Here is a 16190-nt window from a genome sequence, read left to right on the forward strand (position 1 = left end):
CGGTGCGGCCTCGACGAGGTGGGCGACGATCGCTCCGCGCAGGGTCGCCAGGACTGCAGCACCTACCGTGGCAGCCGTACGACCTCGGGCGAAATGTTTCATTTGCGTTAATTTGCCGGCCGTTTCTCCGGGATGCTCCGCGAGTCCCATTCACGACCGGTGGTCCCGCCTCCGGAGTGCAGTTCTCGTCGGCGATGTTACGAATTGTCGACGAGAACTGCGCATCGGCCGGCGGATCGCCGCTCAACTGCCGGTGGCGACCTCCCGCTTCGGATCCGCCGACCACTGCGACCACGAACCCGGATACAGCGCGGCGTCGATGCCCGCGATCTCGAGCGCGGCGATCTCGTGTGCGGCGTTGATTCCCGATCCGCAGTACACGGCGACGTCGGTGCGCTTCACGCCCAGCGTCGAGAAGCGGTGCGCGATCTGATCCGCGGGCAGGAACGACCCGTCCTGACGGAGGTTCTCGGTGGTCGGCGCGCTGACTGCGCCGGGGATGTGGCCCGCCCGGCGATCCACCGGCTCCTCGTCGCCGCGGTACCGTGCGTGGGCGCGCGCATCGAGCAGAACTCCGTGGGTCGCGTAGGTCGCGGCCTCATCGGGACCGATGGTGGGCATGTGGCCGGGGCTCAACGTCACGTTGCCGGGCTTCTTCTCGCCGCCCGGTCCCGCGGCGAGAGGGTGCCCGCCGGCGATCCACGCCTGCAGTCCGCCGTCGAGCAATCGCACCTCGGAGTGCCCCGCCCAGCGCAACAGCCACCACGCGCGGGCCGCGGCGAGATCGCCGCTGTCGTCGTATGCGACGACGAGAGCACCGTCGTCGATCCCCCACCGGCGTGCGATGGCCTGGAAACGGTCGATGTCGGGCAGCGGATGACGACCGAGCTCGGGTGCGGGCGGATCGGCGAGATCCTCGTCCAGGTCGACGTAGACCGCTCCGCTGATGTGCCCCTCATGGAATCGGTCCCGTCCGTGTCTGTCGCCGAGTGCCCAGCGGACGTCGAGTATCACCGGCGACCGGCCCTGCTCGATCATCTCGGCGAGTTCGACGGTGGAGAGAAGAACGGGGGTATCGGACATGACCCGATCCTGACACGAACGGCACACGCCGTTCCGGCTTTGGGGCGACACGCCGTGCGTGCCGGGACGACCCCGGCGGGCGGACACGCCCTGTGCACGTCCGATTCGGGGGTTTTGCGTCTCGGTTCGGGATTGGCGTGGGGGTTGGTCTGATTTGACGTGCGGAGAGCACTATCGTCGAGACGTGAGCAACCGCCAACCGACGAGCCCAGCCGCCCCGCCTGAGCCGGAGCAGTTCCCGGTGTTGTGGCCCATGCAGACGCGTTGGGCCGACAACGACCATTACGGCCACGTCAACAACGTCACGTACTACTCGTACTTCGACTCGGCGGTCAACGGGTGGCTCATCTCCACCACCGGTGTCGACATCCGCGAACTCGACGCGATCGGGGTCGTGGCCGAGACCTCCTGCCGCTATCTCGCCGAGCTGTCCTTCCCCGACCGCCTGCAGGTCGGACTGGCGGTCGAACGTCTGGGCACACAGTCGATCACCTATTCGCTCGCAATCTTCCGGGAGGCCGACGACACCCTGATCCCGGCGGCGACCGGCCGGTTCGTCCACGTCTACGTCGATCCGCAGACGCGCCGCCCCGTCCCGATCCCCGATCAGATCCGCAAGGCCGCCGCCCAGTTGGCCACCCCGAACGCGGGCCGCTGACGCCCTACGTCGCCTCGTCTCCGCTGCGCCCGGCCGCCCGGTTCAGCAGCGGAGCTGTGCGCTGCGGGACGAGGTCCTGCATTACCAGCGACATGTCCGTGCGCTCGACGCCGCGGATCTTCAGGATCCGGCCCGCGAGCCGATAGAGGTCGTCGGCGTCACGGGCGACCACCTTCACCGACAGGTCGATCTGCCCGGTCAGCCCGTAGACCTCGGTGACCTCGGGGATCTGTGCGAGTTCGTCGACGACCTCGTCGAGACGGTGCTGATCGACCCGGGTCGCCACGTAGGCGGCAAGCGGATAACCCAGGCTGACGGGATCCACCCGCCGGTCGAACGAGGCGAGCACGCCCTCGGCCTCCCATCGGGCAAGGCGCGCCTGGACGGTATTGCGGGACAACCCGAGACGCTGCGCCAGCTCGACTCCCGTGGCCCGTGGTGTGCGCGTGAGTTCGAGCAGCAGACGCGCATCGGTGGCATCCAGACTGGTCATTTTCCGCAGTCTGCCAGCTAGGAGCACCCCGAAACCGTGCTTTCTGCACGGTTGGGAGCGGATCGATTGCGCACGCGCGAATTGCCCGGATGATGTGATGTACGGCACACATCATCCGGTCGGGCCTCACGAGGGCACGCTGGATCCGCACCGACGAGGTGATCCGATGGTTGTACCGACCGTCTATCCGGTCCAGTTGATCCAACCCGACGGGCGACGCGTCCTCGACACCGAGTACGGCCCACTCGTCGCCGACGTCGGCCCCGACGAACTGCGCGGGCTCTACCGCGACATGGTCGTCGCGCGACGCGTCGACGCGGAAGCCACGGCGCTCCAACGGCAGGGTGAGCTCGGCCTCTGGGCGCCGCTCCAGGGCCAGGAGGCCGCGCAGGTCGGCTCCGCCCGGGCACTCGCGCCCGACGACTACGTCTTCACCAGCTACCGCGAGCACGCCGTCGCGTTGTGCCGCGGCGTCGACCCCGCCGACATGACCCGCCTGTGGCGTGGGTGCGGACTGTCCGGATGGGATCCGCAGACGGTCGCCACCACCAACCCAGCCATCGTCGTCGGAGCCCAGGGCCTGCACGCCACCGGTTACGCGATGGGCGCGAAGCTCGACGGAGCCGAGATCGCCACCGTCGTGTACTTCGGCGACGGCGCCACGAGCCAGGGCGACCTCTCGGAGGCCATGGTCTTCTCGGTCAGCTGGGGTGTCGGCGTGGTGTTCATCTGCCAGAACAACCACTGGGCGATCAGCGTGCCCACCCACGTGCAGAGTCCGGTCCCCCTCGCCCGGCGCGCCGCCGGATTCGGGATGCCGGCCGTGCAGGTCGACGGCAACGACGTCCTCGCAGTCCTGGCGGTGACCCGGCGTGCCGTCCGGCATGCCCGCGAGGGTGCCGGTCCGTTCTTCATCGAGGCACTCACCTACCGCATGGGCCCGCACACGACCTCCGACGACCCCACCCGCTACCGCACACCCGCCGATCTCGAGGAGTGGCAGGCACGCGACCCCATCGATCGGTTGCGACGACTGCTCGAACGCGAAGGGCACGCCGACGACGACTTCTTCGACGAGGTCCGGACCACTGCCGACGATGCCGCGATGCGACTCCGGCGCGGCACGCTCGGGATGCCCGACCCCGAACCCGCCGCCCTGTTCGACCACGTCTACGCCACCGAGCATCCGCTCGTCGAACAGGAACGCGCGGACTACGCCGAATATCTGGCGAGTTTCGGCCCCACGGAGGAGGCGCGACGATGACCACCACGACGATGACCCTCGGCGGTGCCCTCAACGCCGGACTCCGCCGCGCACTCGAACGCGACCCCAAGGTCGTCATCATGGGTGAAGACGTCGGCACCCTCGGCGGCGTCTTCCGCATCACCGACACCCTGCAGAAGGATTTCGGTGAAGGTCGTGTGATCGACACTCCCCTCGCCGAATCCGGGATCGTGGGAACGGCGTTCGGGATGGCGCTGCGCGGCTACCGACCCGTGTGCGAGATCCAGTTCGACGGCTTCGTCTATCCGGCCTTCGACCAGATCGTCTCGCAGGTCGCGAAGATCCACTACCGCACGGCCGGTGCCGTGGTGGCCCCGCTCACCGTCCGGATCCCCTACGGCGGCGGCATCGGTGCGGTCGAACATCATTCGGAATCACCGGAGGTGTACTTCACCCACACCGCGGGTCTGCGGGTCGTGAGCCCGAGTACCCCGTCCGATGCGTACTCGATGATCCAGCAGGCCGTCGCGCTCGACGACCCGGTGATCTTCCTCGAACCGAAGCACCGCTACTGGGAACGCGGTGAGATCGACACGGAGACCGCACCCGACCTGCCGCTCACGTCCGCGCGGGTCGTCCGGTCCGGTTCGGACGCGACGATCGTGACCTTCGGTGCGCTGGTCGCTACCGCGCTACGCGCAGCCGACATCGCCGAAGCGGAAGGACATTCGCTCGAGGTCGTCGATCTGAGGTCGCTGTCCCCCATCGACTTCGACACGATCGAGGCGTCGGTGCGGCGAACCGGCCGGCTCGTCGTCGTGCAGGAGGCGCCGGTCTTCTGCGGCATCGGGGCGGAGATCGCCGCCCGCACGACCGAGCGGTGCTTCTACCAGCTCGAGGCACCGGTCCTGCGGGTCGGCGGATTCGACATCCCCTATCCCCCGGCCAAACTCGAATCCCACCACCGTCCCGACCCGGATCGCATCCTCGACGCGGTCGACCGCGCACTCGCAGCGTGAGGCGCACCGATGACGAATCCCACACGCGCAGTAGAGGAATTCCGTCTCCCCGATCTCGGTGAGGGACTCACCGAAGCGGACTGGGTGCACTGGGTCGTCGCGGTCGGCGATCGTGTCGAACTCAACCAGGTCATCGGGGAGGTCGAAACCGCCAAGGCCACGGTGGAACTGCCGTCGCCCTATGGCGGCACGGTCGAGGAACTGCTGGTCGAGCCGGGACAGACGGTGCCGGTCGGGGCACCCCTGCTGCGGATCGCCACCGAGGACGGGCCCGCCGAACCGGCCGGTGACAGCGACGGCCCGTCCCGACCGTCGGTGCTCGTCGGATACGGACCCGGCGACGCCCCGCAGAGCAGACGCGCGACCCGCCGCATCTCGGCGGACGCCGGTCGTGCCCGCGACGGTGATCCCCCTCCCGCACGACCCGACGCGAAGCCCGGCGCACGCAAACTCGCGGCTCTCCTCGAGGTCGATCTGGACACGGTGACGGGCACCGGCCGCGGCGGTGTGATCACGCGCGACGACGTGCGGCGCACCGCCGGACACGGCGACGAACCTACCGCCGAACGACCACACTCACCCGCCCCTGAGGCGTCCCCCGAACGGACCACACGGATACCCGTCGGAGGGGTGCGCAAGCGGACCGCCGAGGCAGTCTCCCGCAGCGCCTTCACCGCCCCGCACGCGAGCGTCTTCCTCACGTGCGACGCGACCGCCACCGTCGACCTGGTGTCGACCCTGCGCGCGTCGCCGGCCTTCGAAGGCGTCCGTCCGACGGCGCTGAGCATCGTCTCCCGCGCGCTGTTGCACGCGATCGCCGACGAGCCGTCGCTCAATGCGCATTGGGACGACGACACGGGCGAGATCGTGCTCCACCACGACGCGCATCTCGGGATCGCCACTGCGACCTCGGACGGCCTGAAGGTTCCCGTGGTGCGGGAGGCCCAGCGCCTGTCGTTGCCGCGCCTGGCCCGGTCGATCGCCGAGGTCGCCGACCGCGCGCGGACGGGCCGCTCCACGCCGCCCGAGCTGACGGGTTCGACGGTCTCGGTGACGAACGTCGGGGTGTTCGGGGTGGACGGGGGAACACCGATCCTCAATCCCGGCGAGTCGGCGATCCTCGCCGTCGGCGCGATCTCCGACCGCCCGTGGGTCGTGGACGGTGCTCTCGCGATCCGGAAGGTGGTCACGCTGTCGCTGTCGTTCGACCATCGGCTCGTCGACGGGGAGCAGGCGGGACGGGCACTCGCGACGATCGGTGCGTTCCTCGGCGATCCCGTGCCCATGCTGCTCGCCGATACGTAGGGGCCGCGAACGCTCGGTAGCGTGCCTCCACGTGGTGGATTCGCAACGGACGACGGACCGGCTCACGCACGCCCGGGCGGCGGTGTTCGCGATCTTCGGGCTCAACGGCTTCCTGCTCGCCCTGTGGGTCGTCCACATCCCGGCGATCCGGGAACGGGTGGGCATCGATCACGCGGCACTCGGATCGTTGCTGTTGCTGCTCGCCCTCGGGGCGCTCGGCGGGATGCACGTGACGGGTCGGCTCGCCGACCTGATCGGTAGCCACCGCACGACGATCGTCTTCGCTCTGATGTTGTCCCTGACGGTGGTCGGGCCGGGCCTGGCCGCGGCGCCGTGGCAGCTCGGACTCGCTCTCGCAGTGTTCGGTTTCGCGAACGGCGCGCTGGACGTGTCGATGAACTCCCAGGCGGTCGTGGTCGAACAGCGGTACCGGCGACCGATCATGTCGGCCTTCCACGGGTTGTTCTCCGCGGGCGGGATCGCCGGGTCGCTGGTGGGCGCGGCCGCCCTGGCCGCCGGGGTTCGCCCCGCGCTCACGCTCGCGGTCGCCGGGGTCGTCGCGGCCGCGGTGGTGGGCCGGGCGGGGCCGCGCCTCGTCCGGACGGAGCCGCCGATCCGATCGTCGTCACCGGGGCCCCGGGCCGGTTACTCGCGCCGCGTGGTGCTGCTCGGAGGTGTGGCGTTCGCGCTGATGCTGTGCGAGGGGGTCGCGAACGACTGGAGCGCGCTGCAGGTGCAGGAACGGCTCGGCAGCCCGGAGTCGGTGGCCGCGCTCGCGTTCGGTGCGTTCTCGGCGACCATGACGATCGGGCGCTTCGTCGCCGACCGGGTCACCGCCCGGTTCGGCAGCGCCGCCGTCATCCGATACGGAACGCTGGTCGCCGCGGTCGGGATCGGCGCCGTGGCACTGTCGCCGTGGCTGGTCCTCACACTCGCCGGATGGGCATTGTTCGGCCTGGGGTTGTCCGGTGCCCTCCCGCAGCTGTTCAGCGCCGCGGGCAATCTCGATTCGGGATCCCCCGGCGCGAACATGTCCCGCGTCGTCGGTCTGGGTTATCTGGGTTTCCTGGCCGGCCCTGCGTGCATCGGGTGGATCGCCGAGGCGACCTCCCTCACGACGGCGATGGTCGTACCGCTCGCATGCGTGCTCCTCGCCGCACTGCTGGCTCCCGTACTGACGCCGACGGCGCCCACGCGGTGATCCGCGTGGGCGCCGTGACGGAGCAGCGACAGGTCCGGAAGGCCTACAGGGCCTTCAGTTCCTCGGTGACCTCCGAGACCATCTTCTTCGCGTCACCGAACAGCATCGACGTGTTGTCGGCGGTGAACAGCGGGTTGTCGATACCGGCGTAACCGGAGCTCATCGAGCGCTTGAGCACGATGACCGACTTCGACTGGTCGACGTTGAGGATCGGCATGCCGTAGATCGGGCTCGTCGAGTCCAGGCGGGCAGCCGGGTTGGTGACGTCGTTCGCGCCGATGACGATGGTGACATCGGTGCGGCCGAACTCGCCGTTGATGTCGTCCATCTCCTTCATCGCGTCGTATTCGACGTCGGCCTCGGCGAGCAGGACGTTCATGTGGCCGGGCATACGACCGGCGACCGGGTGGATCGCGTACTTGACCTCGACACCGCGGTCCTCGAGCAGCGCTGCCATCTCCTTGACGGCGTGCTGCGCCTGGGCGACGGCCAGACCGTAGCCGGGAACGACGATGACCTGGTTGGCGTACGCCATCTGGATGGCGGCGTCCGAGGCCGAGGTGGCCTTGACCGTGCCACCCGACGCCGAGGCCACACCGGCGGCCGCCTCGCCGCCACCGAAGGCGCCGAAGACGATCGCGGGGATCGACCGGTTCATGGCCTTGGCCATGAGGTTGGTCAGGATCGTGCCCGAAGCACCGACGATCATGCCCGCGACGATCATGGCCTGGTTGTTCAGCGCGAGACCGGCAGCTGCTGCCGACAGACCCGTCAGGGCGTTGAGCAGCGAGATGACGACCGGCATGTCGGCGCCACCGATCGGCAGCACGACGAACAGACCCATCAGACCGGCGGCAATGAGCAGCGCCAGGATCCACCACGAGGCCAGCGGGTCACCGTCGGCGCTGATGCCGATGTAGACGGCGATGGCGATCGACGCGAGGACGAGGACGATGTTGGCCAGCTGGAACAGCTTCGCCGACGCGACGAGCTTGCGCTCGAGAGTCTTGTTCAGCAGTTCCTGCAGCTTCGCGAAGGCGACGAGCGAACCCCAGAACGAGATCGAGCCGATGATCGCGGCGAACAGTGAACCGACGATCATGACCACGGTCGGGTCGTCGTCCAACGTCGTGAAGCTGGTGGACTCGAGATATTCGGCCCACGCGATGAGTGCGACGGTGCCACCACCGACGCCGTTGAACAGCGCGACCAGCTGCGGCATTGCCGTCATCTTGGTCTTCAGTGCCGGCGGGACGCCGAGGATGATGCCGACGGCCAGACCGCCGATGATCAGACCCCAGTTCTCCGTGTCACGGATGTCGATGAGCACCGCGACGACTGCGATGAACATACCGACGGCGGCGATGTAGTTGCCGCGGACTGCGGTCTTCGGGCCCGTCAGACCCGACAGACCGTAGATGAACATCGCGAAGGCGATGATGTACAGGACCGAGACGAGGTAGCCCATCAGGCGTCAGCCCCCTTCTTCTGTGCAGCCGGGGAGTCCTTGCGCTGCTTGAACATCCCGAGCATGCGGTCGGTGACGACGAAGCCACCGACGACGTTCAGGGTGCCGAAGACCAGAGCGACGAACAGGATGATCTTGATGCCCCAGTGGGCATCACCGGGGAGATGACCGAGCACGACGAGAGCGCCGAGCACGACGATGCCGTGGATCGCGTTGGTGCCCGACATCAGCGGCGTGTGCAGCGTGTTCGGCACCTTGGAGATGACGGCGAAACCGACGAATCCGGCCAGGACCAGAATCGCGATGTTCGCGAGTAGTTCGTTGTACATCTAGGAGTTCTCCTTCGAACGCGTCACGCAGGCGGCCTCGAGGATCTCGTCGGAGAAGTCCGGGGCCAGGGCACCCGACTCGTCGAGGAGCAGCTCGATCAGCGCGTACACGTTCTTCGAGTAGAGCTCGGAGGCATGCTCCGGCATCGTCGCGGGCAGGTTGAGCGGCGAGCAGATGGTGACGTCGTGCTTGACGACGGTCTGCCCCGGCTCGGTGAGTTCGCAGTTGCCGCCGGTCTCGCCGGCGAGGTCGACGATGACCGAACCCGGCTTCATCCCCTCGACCGCGGCGGCGGTCACCAGGCGCGGCGCCGGGCGGCCCGGCACGAGCGCTGTGGTGATGACGACGTCGAAGCCCTTGATGGCGTCTTCGAGCGCCTGCTGCTGCTGGGCCCGCTCGGCCTCGGTGAGCTCGCGTGCGTAGCCGCCCTCACCCGCGGCGTCGATGCCGAGGTCGAGCCACTGGGCACCGACCGACCGGACCTGGTCGGCGACCTCGGGACGCACGTCGTAACCGGTGGTGCGGCCACCGAGACGCTTCGCCGTGGCCAGCGCCTGCAGACCCGCGACGCCCACCCCGAGCACCAGCACGGTCGCCGGCTTCACGGTGCCGGCGGCGGTGGTGAGCATCGGGAAGAAGCGGGTGGATTCGCTCGCCGCGACCAGCACGGCCTTGTAGCCGGCGACGTTCGCCTGCGACGACAGGGCATCCATGACCTGCGCGCGGGAGATACGCGGAATGGCCTCGACGGCATACGCCTCGACTCCGGCCTGCGTGAGGGCGCCGATCTGGTTGTCTGCGTTGCGCGGGGCGAGGAAGCCGATCAGGCGCTGGCCGGACTTCAGGTGGGCGATCTCGGCGTCGCTCGGCGGAGCGACCTTGACGACGATGTCGGCGGACCAGGCGTCGCCGACGGTCGCGCCGGCTTCCTTGTAGGCCGCATCCGGAATCAGCGCGCCCTGGCCGGCACCGGACTCGACGACGACGTCGAGACCCTTGCCGATCAAGGAGGGCACGATCTTCGGCACGAGCGCGACCCGCCGTTCCCCGTCGTTCGTCTCACGAACCACGCCGACGGTCGGACGGCGGTGCGCTCCGCTCCCCGTGTTCGATCCTTCGGTACTCAATTCTTGACTCCTGCGTCGATGAAAGTGCGCGTCGTGCCGCGATCGGCGGCGAAAGATGCGTTATCGAAGGCCATGTGACGGCCTGTCATGCACTGAAAGGCTTAAGCAGACCTACCGTGCCCTCCCGTGACCTCGCAACCTGGTCAGATCATCTGAATCGAGTCCGAACAGCAAGACGGCGCAAGTTTGTGAGGCAGCTCACCTCACAAATGCCATTTTCCTCCGGTGAGCAAGACCGTGCAGGACGATCGGAATCGGTCCCGAAAACGGCCCGGGAGCGGCCCCCGATGCGAAAGAAGGCGGAGTGCAAACAGATTCGTTCCGTGTGTACCGAACGGCGGTGTGTACCGATTCAGAACACTTCGGAATCGATTCAGATACTCGGTCACCGGACCCGGCCTTTGCGCTCGTCCGGCAGCCCGCGTAGGGGGTGTCCGTGACACACGAACCTCGGAAGGACCCCGCGAACGACACGCCCGCCGACTTCACGGTCGACGACGACCCCGGCACGGCCGACCTCGGCGGCGACCCGGTCTGCTGGCTCCATCTCCTCTGCCCCGACTGCGGGGCGATGCTCACCTCCGAGGAGGAACCGTGCCCGCGATGCGGCAGGGAGCACCCGATCCCGGATCCCTCCTGACCCGAGCACCTAACCTGGCCCCATGAACGTGCCGGAACCCGTCCTCGACCTCGCCCGCTCGGCCCGCCGCGTCGCCGTCCTCACCGGCGCCGGGATGTCCGCCGAGAGCGGTGTCCCCACCTTCCGCGATGCGCAGACCGGATTGTGGGAGAACTTCGACGCCACTGCCCTCGCCACACCAGCGGCGTGGGCGGACGATCCCGCGACGGTCTGGGCCTGGTATCAGTGGCGGGTCGCGCTCGTCCGGCGTGTACAGCCCAATGCCGGACACCGGGCCCTCACCGACTGGGCACGGGCGGCCCACGTGCAGATCGTGACGCAGAACGTCGACGACCTCCACGAGCGTGCCGGAAGCCACGAGGTCACCCATCTGCACGGGAGCCTGTTCGCCCCGCGGTGCAGCCGGTGCGAGCGTGCCGTCGACCTCCCCGATCCGCCGGAGGATCCCGTCGCCCGTCTCGATCCGCCGTCGTGCCCCGCATGCGGAGGCGACGGCCGGCCGGGCGTCGTGTGGTTCGGCGAGATGCTGCCGCAGGACCCGTGGGAGACCGCGACCGAGTCCCTGCGCGAGGCCGACCTGCTGCTGGTCGTCGGCACCTCGGGCGTCGTCTACCCGGCGGCCGGCCTGCCGTCGCTCGCGCGCAGTCACGGCGTGCCGGTGGTACAGATCGATCCGCGCGAGACCGATCTGAGCGATCAGGTCGACCACGCCTGGCGCACCACGGCCGCCGTGGGTCTTCCCGCCCTCGTCGACGCGCTGAGGATCGGGACCGACACACCGCGTTAAGGTGACCCGGTGAGTTCCTGTGTGTTCTGCGCCATAGCCGACGGCAGCGGTACGGCGACACGGGTGTACGAGGACGACGAGGTCGTGGCCTTCCTCGACATCCGGCCGATCGCGCGCGGGCACACCCTCGTGATCCCGCGCGTGCACGCCGCACGCCTCGAGGACCTCGATCCGGCGTCGGGCGCGGCCGTCTTCCGCGCCGGACAGCGGATCGCCCGGGCGATGACCCGTTCCGAACTCGCCACCGACGGAACCAATCTCGTCCTGAACGACGGACGGGCAGCCTTCCAGACCGTCTTCCACACTCATCTGCACGTCCTGCCCCGCTGGAACGGCGATCGTGTCCGGATGGGTATCGGTCTGGTCCGCCGTCGACCCCACTACCCCGAGACCACCGCGGCACTCATCCGCGCCGGTCTCGAACGTCTCACCGCCGAGGAGCACCAGTGACATCGCAGCCCGACACCACCCCCGATACCTCCGCTGCCGAGTTCCCGATCGACACGATCCGGCCGCTGCTGCTCGAGCAGTTCGCCGTGCTCGACGATCTGCTCTCGGGACCGACCGAGGACGAGTGGACCACCGCCACCTGCCTACCGGGATGGACGGTCAAGGACATCACTGCGCATCTCATCGGCACCGAGTCGATGCTCGCGGGCATCGAAGCGCCGCGCATCGAACGCGACGTGCGCTCGTTCGACCACGTCCGCAACGACATCGCGGCCTTCAACGAGCTGTGGGTGGAGTCGCTGCGTCCCGTTCCCGGCCCGGACGTGCTCGAGCGCTACCGGGAGATCGTCGCCCTACGCACGGAGCAACTCGGCGCGATGACACAGGCGGACTTTGGGAAGCAGTCGAACACTCCCGTCGGGCCGGCGCCCTACGGACGCTTCATGCGGATCCGCGTGTTCGACTGCTGGCTCCACGAACTCGACATCTGCGACGCTCTCGGCAGGACGGGCAGCGAGGGCGGCCCGCGTGCCGAACTCGGATCGGCGGAGGTCTTCGGTGCGGTTCCGTTCATTGTGGGCAAGCGCGGCAAGGCCCCCGAGGGAGCACGCATCACGATCGAGCTCTCCGGTCCCCTCGCGCGCACCGTCCACGTCGAGGTGCACGGACGGGCCACCGAGGTCCCGGCCCTCTCCGAACCGGCCACCACGACGATCGCGATGGACTCGGGACTGTTCGTTCGGCTCGCCGGAGGACGCGTGCGCGCCGAGGACCGAATCGACGAGATCACCCTCGGCGGCGACACCGAGGTCGGGCGCCGCATCGTCGACAACCTCGCGTTCACGATCTGACGTCGTGCGGCTGTTCCTGTCCTCCTACCGGTTCGGCGCCGCCCCGGACACCTTCGTCCGTCTGGTGGCGCCGGGCCGGATCGCGGTGATCGCGAACGCCGCCGACGCGTGGCCGGCCTCCGCCCGCGCGGCGGCGGTCACGAGCGAGATGGGCCCGCTGCGGTCGCTCGGCTTCGTTCCGGAGGAGGTGGATCTGCGCGATCACCTCGACGATCCCGCCTCGCTGCGGCAGCGACTGTCGGGCTTCACGTCCGTGTGGGTGCGCGGCGGCAACACCTTCGTCCTGCGAGCGCAATTGGCCCGCAGTGGAGGCGACGCCGTGCTCACGGATCTGGTGCGCAGCAACCGTCTCGTGTACGGGGGATACAGCGCCGGGGCCTGTGTCGCGACACCGTCGCTGCGCGGCATCGAGTTCTCCGACGACCCCGACGAGGTCGCCGCGACCTGCGGTATCCCGGTGGTGTGGGACGGACTCGGCTGGGTCGAGCACGCGATCGTGCCGCACGCCGGCGACTCGCTGCTGGCCGACGACGGGATACAGCGGACCCTGCTGTACCTGCGCGAGCACGGCGTCGAGCACGTGGCGTTGACCGACGACGACGCGATCGTCGTCGACACTCCTCCAGAGCACGCCCCGAGTACGGTGACATCATGACGCAGAACATCGACGGCACCGAACCCCGGATCGAGCACGACGCCGACAAGGCCCGCTTCGCGCTCTATCTCGGCGACGACCTCGCGGCCTACGCCGACTACACGCAGCACGGCGACCTGCGGGACTTCGACCACACCGTCACCGACCCGCAGTTCCGCGGTAAGGGTCTCGCCGGGATCGTGGTGAAGCACGCCCTCGACGAGACCAAGAAGCAGGGACTGAAGATCGGTACGTCCTGCTCGTACGTCGAGAAGTTCGTCTCCGAACATCCCGAATACCGCAACTGATCCGTCACACCTGCACGTCGCGGCGGCGGAAACCCACGATCGCCGCTGCGACGAGCAGCACCGCCGCGACCGCCTGGATGATCAGCGGCATCGCCGTCGCATTCTCTGCGGGCACCAGCGGGATGTGCGAGAACGGCGACAGTGCGACGAGTTCGTCGGGTAGGTCGAGCATCTCGCCGAGCCACGCGACGAACACCGTCCACACCACCAGCACCCACACCAGCCCGGTCGCGCGCGGCACGCAGCCCAGCAGCGCGAACGCCACGGCGACGACGAGGATCGCCGCCGGCGCGTAGGCCAGGGACGCCGCGATCATCCGCAGCACCCACGCCCAGTCGCCCACCGCGAATGCGACCCCCAGTCCGGTCGCGGCGCCGGAGACGAGCAGCGCCACGACCATCTGGACGACGATCACACCGAGTGCCGCGGACAGCCATGCGCTGCGCCCGGTTCCGGTGATGATCACGAGACCGGACCGTCCGCCGTCCTCCTCGCTGCGCATTCGCACCACCGCGGACACACCGAAGGCGGTGGCGCCGAGAGCGAGGAACATCAGCATCATCCCGGCGAAGGAGGCGGTGAGGGCGTCGGGATCCACGCCGACCATGTCCAGCACCTGAGGCATCTCGTCGATGAGATCCTCCACGGAACTGGCGAGGGCGCCCATCGCGACACCGAACAGCACCAGTCCCGTCAGCCATCCCACGAACGCTCCGCGCAGCAGGCGCCGGATCAACCCCACCGGACCGAGCAACGCGGAATCGGCCTCGGCGGGGCCTGGTTTCGGCGCCCGTAGACCGGCTCCGAGGTCGCGGCGCCGCGACAGCGCAACGGCGACGGTGAGCAGCACGACCGTCGTGGCGACGGACAACAGCAGCGGCCACCACCGCTCGTCGACGTAGAGCCGGGTCTGCTGGGCCCAGGCGATCGGCGAGAGCCACGACAGCCACGACCCGGTGGCCTCGATGATGTCGCCGGCTCCGCGGACGAAGAAGGCCGCGGCGAGCACTGCGAGCGCGGTGCCCGTGGCCGAGCGGGAGTGCTCACCGAACTGGGCGGTCACCGCGGCGACTGCGCCGAAGAGCACCCCGGTGACGGCGGAGGCCACACCGAAGGCGATCGAGCCGACGACATCGAGCCCGCCGGCGATGAGCGCGACGGTGATGCCGGTACCCACCACGAGATTCGCGACCGAGACCAACAGCAGGGCGGCCGCCGGCGGGGCGTAGGCCCCGACGGGCAGAGCCCGCAGGAGTTCGAGCCGGCCGGATTCCTCCTGCGCTCGGGTATGCCTGACGACGAGCAGGATGCTCATGATCGCCGTCGCGACGAAGACGGTCAGACTCAGCTCGTTCGCAGTCATCGCCCCGAGCGTGTAGTTGTCGATCCCGTAGGCCGGTCCCGTCATGAGCACGGCTGCCGGATTCTCCAGCAGGGCCGCGCGGGCCTGCCGGGAGGCCTCGTCGGGATAGACCGCGGCCAGGCTGAGGACGGTCGACCACACCGTGAGGGCGAGCGCGAGGGTCCAGACGGTGATCCGCACGCGGTCCAACCGCAGGTAGAACCGCAGCAGTGTGCCGAGCCCGGTGAACGGTGCCGCGGACGTCGCGGAGGTACCGCTCGGGGTCGGCACTGCTGTCGGTGTCGTCGTGGTCATCATGAGGACACCTCCTCCACGGCACCGGCACCGGCACCGTTCCCGTCACCGGTGTCGAAGGTGTCGCCGTAGTGCCGCATGAACAGCTCTTCGAGTGACGGGGGTGTGATGGTGAGGTTCTCGACGCCGAGTCCGGCGAGTTCCTGCAGGACCGGTGCGAGGGCGGTGTTGTCGACGTCGAACGCGAGCCTGCCGTCGTCGGTGGAGAGGTCGTGGACTCCGGAGAGCCCGGCCAGTCGCTCGGCAGGGGCGGTGGTCGTGGCCCGCACGGACGAGCGGGTCAGGTGCCGCAGTTGTGCGAGGGTGCCGGTCTCGACGTCGCGTCCGGCCCGGATGATCGTCACCGTGTCGCAGAGCTTCTCGACCTCGGCGAGGATGTGGCTGGACAGCAGCACGGTCGCGCCGCAGTCGCGGAGCCTTCGCACCTCGTCGGTGAAGACCGCCTCCATGAGCGGGTCGAGACCCGAAGTGGGTTCGTCGAGCAGGTAGAGCTCGGCGTCCGATGCGAGGGCGGCGACGAGTGCGACCTTCTGCCGGTTGCCCTTCGAGTAGGTGCGGGCCTTCTTCGTCGGGTCGAGTTCGAACCGTTCGAGGAGTTCGGCGCGACGACGCGTGCGCGCCTCTCCCCCGCGGATGCGGGTGAGGACGTCGATGATCTCGCCCCCGGTGAGGGTGGGCCACAGATTCGTGTCGCCGGGCACGTACGCGAGTCGGCGGTGGATCGCGACGGCGTCGGTCCACGGGTCGAATCCGAGGACACGGGCGGTGCCGGAATCGGCACGCAGCATTCCGAGCAGCACGCGGATCGCCGTGGACTTGCCGGCGCCGTTCGGTCCGAGGAATCCCGCGACGGTGCCGCGTTCGACGGTCATCGAGAACCCGTCGAGAGCTCTGGTGGTTCCGAATGTCTTGACGATGTCGCGGATTTCGATAAGAGGGGTGTCCATCTTTCCT

Annotated in this window: 18 protein-coding genes; 11 read left to right on the plus strand and 7 right to left on the minus strand. The window is 68.8% G+C overall.

Annotated features, from left to right (window positions below):
* Positions 1–243: 243 nt before the first annotated feature.
* Positions 244–1083, minus strand: a complete 840-nt coding sequence (locus tag AC6CID_RS14160; RefSeq protein ID WP_006552551.1) for a sulfurtransferase — start codon at positions 1081–1083, stop codon at positions 244–246.
* Between the two features lie 184 nt (positions 1084–1267).
* On the opposite strand from AC6CID_RS14160, the gene AC6CID_RS14165 reads away from it, so the two are divergent.
* Positions 1268–1741, plus strand: a complete 474-nt coding sequence (locus AC6CID_RS14165) for an acyl-CoA thioesterase (RefSeq protein WP_024103679.1) — start codon at positions 1268–1270, stop codon at positions 1739–1741.
* Between the two features lie 4 nt (positions 1742–1745).
* Here the strand turns inward: AC6CID_RS14165 and AC6CID_RS14170 are convergent, their stop codons facing one another.
* Positions 1746–2234: an Lrp/AsnC family transcriptional regulator gene (locus AC6CID_RS14170; RefSeq protein WP_019288945.1), complete on the minus strand. Its 489-nt coding sequence runs from the start codon at positions 2232–2234 to the stop codon at positions 1746–1748.
* A gap of 166 nt (positions 2235–2400) precedes the next feature.
* Between AC6CID_RS14170 and pdhA the strand changes: the two genes are divergently transcribed.
* From pdhA to AC6CID_RS14190, 4 genes are read left to right on the plus strand one after another with little or no spacing between them, the layout of a single operon-like run.
* Complete coding sequence (gene pdhA / locus AC6CID_RS14175; protein WP_220666825.1) at positions 2401–3498, plus strand: pyruvate dehydrogenase (acetyl-transferring) E1 component subunit alpha; 1098 nt, start codon at positions 2401–2403, stop codon at positions 3496–3498.
* Positions 3495–4478, plus strand: a complete 984-nt coding sequence (locus tag AC6CID_RS14180; protein ID WP_006552547.1) for an alpha-ketoacid dehydrogenase subunit beta — start codon at positions 3495–3497, stop codon at positions 4476–4478. The genes pdhA and AC6CID_RS14180 overlap by 4 nt, the downstream gene beginning before the upstream one ends.
* A 9-nt stretch (positions 4479–4487) precedes the next feature.
* The gene (locus AC6CID_RS14185; protein WP_498354101.1) at positions 4488–5783 is read left to right on the plus strand and encodes a dihydrolipoamide acetyltransferase family protein; all 1296 of its coding nucleotides are present in this window, start codon (positions 4488–4490) and stop codon (positions 5781–5783) included.
* A 31-nt stretch (positions 5784–5814) separates the two neighbouring features.
* Complete coding sequence (locus tag AC6CID_RS14190) at positions 5815–6984, plus strand: MFS transporter (RefSeq protein ID WP_081263462.1); 1170 nt, start codon at positions 5815–5817, stop codon at positions 6982–6984.
* A gap of 43 nt (positions 6985–7027) precedes the next feature.
* Here AC6CID_RS14190 and AC6CID_RS14195 read toward each other — a convergent pair whose 3' ends face one another.
* From AC6CID_RS14195 to AC6CID_RS14205, 3 genes are read right to left on the minus strand one after another with little or no spacing between them, the layout of a single operon-like run.
* Positions 7028–8452 carry an NAD(P)(+) transhydrogenase (Re/Si-specific) subunit beta gene (locus AC6CID_RS14195; RefSeq protein WP_006552917.1) on the minus strand — a complete coding sequence of 475 codons (1425 nt, stop codon included), beginning with the start codon at positions 8450–8452 and terminating at the stop codon, positions 7028–7030.
* A complete protein-coding gene (locus AC6CID_RS14200) occupies positions 8452–8781 on the minus strand; it encodes an NAD(P) transhydrogenase subunit alpha part 2 (RefSeq protein WP_006552916.1) in 330 nt (109 codons plus the stop codon). The genes AC6CID_RS14195 and AC6CID_RS14200 overlap by 1 nt, the downstream gene beginning before the upstream one ends.
* A complete protein-coding gene (locus tag AC6CID_RS14205; protein WP_006552915.1) occupies positions 8782–9909 on the minus strand; it encodes a Re/Si-specific NAD(P)(+) transhydrogenase subunit alpha in 1128 nt (375 codons plus the stop codon).
* A 436-nt stretch (positions 9910–10345) separates the two neighbouring features.
* Here AC6CID_RS14205 and AC6CID_RS14210 point away from each other — a divergent pair, with 436 nt between their 5' ends.
* Genes AC6CID_RS14210 through AC6CID_RS14235 form a run of 6 tightly spaced genes read left to right on the plus strand, consistent with a single transcriptional unit; the run spans position 10346 to position 13579 of the window.
* Positions 10346–10549 (plus strand): hypothetical protein, encoded by a 204-nt coding sequence (locus tag AC6CID_RS14210; RefSeq protein WP_006552914.1) that lies wholly within the window; start codon positions 10346–10348, stop codon positions 10547–10549.
* 22 nt (positions 10550–10571) lie between these two features.
* Positions 10572–11336, plus strand: a complete 765-nt coding sequence (locus tag AC6CID_RS14215) for an SIR2 family NAD-dependent protein deacylase (RefSeq protein WP_064256615.1) — start codon at positions 10572–10574, stop codon at positions 11334–11336.
* 9 nt (positions 11337–11345) lie between these two features.
* Entirely contained in the window at positions 11346–11786 is a 441-nt protein-coding gene (locus tag AC6CID_RS14220; protein ID WP_217579948.1) for an HIT family protein, read from the plus strand.
* A complete protein-coding gene (locus AC6CID_RS14225) occupies positions 11783–12637 on the plus strand; it encodes a maleylpyruvate isomerase family mycothiol-dependent enzyme (protein ID WP_006552911.1) in 855 nt (284 codons plus the stop codon). The genes AC6CID_RS14220 and AC6CID_RS14225 overlap by 4 nt, the downstream gene beginning before the upstream one ends.
* Positions 12638–12641: 4 nt before the next feature.
* The gene (locus tag AC6CID_RS14230) at positions 12642–13292 is read left to right on the plus strand and encodes a Type 1 glutamine amidotransferase-like domain-containing protein (RefSeq protein WP_498354102.1); all 651 of its coding nucleotides are present in this window, start codon (positions 12642–12644) and stop codon (positions 13290–13292) included.
* Positions 13289–13579 carry a GNAT family N-acetyltransferase gene (locus AC6CID_RS14235; RefSeq protein ID WP_006552909.1) on the plus strand — a complete coding sequence of 97 codons (291 nt, stop codon included), beginning with the start codon at positions 13289–13291 and terminating at the stop codon, positions 13577–13579. The genes AC6CID_RS14230 and AC6CID_RS14235 overlap by 4 nt, the downstream gene beginning before the upstream one ends.
* A gap of 4 nt (positions 13580–13583) precedes the next feature.
* On the opposite strand, the gene AC6CID_RS14240 is transcribed toward AC6CID_RS14235, so the two are convergent.
* Both AC6CID_RS14240 and AC6CID_RS14245 read right to left on the minus strand, forming a co-directional pair.
* A complete protein-coding gene (locus AC6CID_RS14240; RefSeq protein WP_231411917.1) occupies positions 13584–15239 on the minus strand; it encodes an ABC transporter permease in 1656 nt (551 codons plus the stop codon).
* Positions 15236–16183 (minus strand): ABC transporter ATP-binding protein, encoded by a 948-nt coding sequence (locus AC6CID_RS14245; RefSeq protein WP_217579952.1) that lies wholly within the window; start codon positions 16181–16183, stop codon positions 15236–15238. Before AC6CID_RS14245 ends, AC6CID_RS14240 begins: the two co-directional genes overlap by 4 nt.
* Between the last annotated feature and the right edge of the window lie 7 nt (positions 16184–16190).

Source organism: Rhodococcus sp. GQ147, from assembly GCF_059759155.1.

Coding starts and splice junctions, on each gene's coding strand:
- AC6CID_RS14160 (WP_006552551.1), bottom strand. CDS start 1,083: ATGTCCGATACCCCCGTTCTTCTCTCCACCGTCGAACTCGCCGAGATG.
- AC6CID_RS14170 (WP_019288945.1), bottom strand. CDS start 2,234: ATGACCAGTCTGGATGCCACCGATGCGCGTCTGCTGCTCGAACTCACG.
- pdhA (WP_220666825.1), top strand. CDS start 2,401: ATGGTTGTACCGACCGTCTATCCGGTCCAGTTGATCCAACCCGACGGG.
- AC6CID_RS14180 (WP_006552547.1), top strand. CDS start 3,495: ATGACCACCACGACGATGACCCTCGGCGGTGCCCTCAACGCCGGACTC.
- AC6CID_RS14185 (WP_498354101.1), top strand. CDS start 4,488: ATGACGAATCCCACACGCGCAGTAGAGGAATTCCGTCTCCCCGATCTC.
- AC6CID_RS14195 (WP_006552917.1), bottom strand. CDS start 8,452: ATGGGCTACCTCGTCTCGGTCCTGTACATCATCGCCTTCGCGATGTTC.
- AC6CID_RS14200 (WP_006552916.1), bottom strand. CDS start 8,781: ATGTACAACGAACTACTCGCGAACATCGCGATTCTGGTCCTGGCCGGA.
- AC6CID_RS14215 (WP_064256615.1), top strand. CDS start 10,572: ATGAACGTGCCGGAACCCGTCCTCGACCTCGCCCGCTCGGCCCGCCGC.
- AC6CID_RS14235 (WP_006552909.1), top strand. CDS start 13,289: ATGACGCAGAACATCGACGGCACCGAACCCCGGATCGAGCACGACGCC.
- AC6CID_RS14240 (WP_231411917.1), bottom strand. CDS start 15,239: ATGATGACCACGACGACACCGACAGCAGTGCCGACCCCGAGCGGTACC.
- AC6CID_RS14245 (WP_217579952.1), bottom strand. CDS start 16,183: ATGGACACCCCTCTTATCGAAATCCGCGACATCGTCAAGACATTCGGA.